This is a genomic window from Mycobacterium sp. 1245801.1 (genome assembly GCF_001673055.1).
Classification (GTDB): Bacteria; Actinomycetota; Actinomycetes; order Mycobacteriales; family Mycobacteriaceae; genus Mycobacterium; species Mycobacterium europaeum_A.
On record NZ_LZKY01000427.1, the window covers coordinates 1 to 1496 of the forward strand.

2 protein-coding genes are annotated in these 1496 nt (G+C 71.2%); both read left to right on the top strand.

The genetic code is table 11. The features are described 5' to 3' along the window. A partial coding sequence (locus A5622_RS27680) for an alpha/beta hydrolase-fold protein (RefSeq protein ID WP_197508111.1) occupies positions 1–750 on the top strand: 750 nt, incomplete at its 5' end. Between the two features lie 18 nt (positions 751–768). Continuing rightward, positions 769–1496 (top strand): gamma-glutamyltransferase (locus A5622_RS27685; RefSeq protein ID WP_197508112.1); only part of this gene is annotated, 728 nt, incomplete at its 3' end.

Here is a 1496-nt window from a genome sequence, read left to right on the forward strand (position 1 = left end):
CCCGTCCCGCCCCGCGATCCGGCTCCGCCGGCGGCGCCCGCCCCCACCATGGTGACCGGTTCCTTCGCCTCCGCCGCCCGCGGCGGGGCCAACACCAACTGGGCCATCGCCCGCCCGCCGGGCCAGACCAAGCCGCTGCGGCCGGTGATCGCGCTGCACGGCAAGGGCAGTGACGCGTCCACGGTGATGGCCGGTGGCGTCGAACACGGTTTGGCGCAGGCCGTCGACGCCGGACTGCCGCCGTTCGCGGTGGTCGCCGTCGACGGTGGCGGCGGCTACTGGCACAAGCGGTCGTCGGGCGAGGACAGCGGCGCCATGGTGCTCGACGAGCTCATCCCGATGCTGGGAAACCAGAATCTGGACACCTCGCGGGTGGCGTTCCTGGGCTGGTCGATGGGCGGCTATGGCGCGCTGCTGCTGGGCGGCCGGCTGGGGCCAGCCCGTACCGCGGCGATCTGTGCGGTGAGCCCGGCCCTGTGGATGTCCTCGGGTGCCGCGGCGCCGGGGGCGTTCGACGGGCCCGATGATTTCGCCGCGAATTCGGTGTTCGGCATGCCCGCGCTGGCCTCGATCCCGATCCGAATCGATTGCGGCGACAGCGATCCGTTCTACTCGGCGACGAAGCAGTTCATCGCGCAGCTGCCCAACCCGCCGGCCGGCGGCTTCTCGCCCGGCGGGCACGACGGCGCGTTCTGGAGCTCGCAGTTGCCCGCCGAGCTGACCTGGATGGCACCGCTGCTGACGGCGTAAGGAGATACGCTCGCGGAGGTGACCGCACCTTTCGACTGGACCCTGCCGTACGCCTGGCCACGCAAGCCCATCCTGGCGGAAAACGTTGTGTGCACGTCGCAACCGCTCGCCGCCCAGGCGGGCCTGCGGATGCTCGCCCAGGGCGGCAGCGCGGTCGACGCGGCCATCGCCACAGCCATCACCCTGACGATTGTGGAGCCGGTGTCCAACGGCATTGGTTCGGACGCCTTCGCCATCGTGTGGGACGGCGCGCGATTGCACGGGTTGAACGCCTCGGGTCGCTCACCGGCCGCCTGGACACCGGAATACTTTGGCGGGCAGGACGTTCCGATCCTCGGCTGGAATTCGGTGACCGTGCCCGGCGCGGTGTCGGCCTGGACCGAACTGCACGCGAAGTTCGGCAAGCTCCCGTTCGAGCGGCTGTTCGAACCAGCAATAGCTTACGGCCGCAACGGCTTTCTGGTTTCACCGACGGTCGCGCAGCAGTGGGCCGCCCAGGTGCCGCTGTTCGAAGACCAGCCGGGGTTCGCCCAGGCGTTTCTGCCCGGCGGGCGGGCGCCCAGGCCCGGCGAGCGATTCAGCCTGCCCGACCATGCGGCCACGCTGGAAACGATCGCCGCGACCAACGGAGAGGCGTTCTACCGTGGCGAACTGGCCGCCAGGCTCGAGGCGCACGCACTGGCGCACGGCGGGGCCATGCGGGCCGACGATCTGGCGGCCCATCGCGCCGACTGGGTGGGCACGGT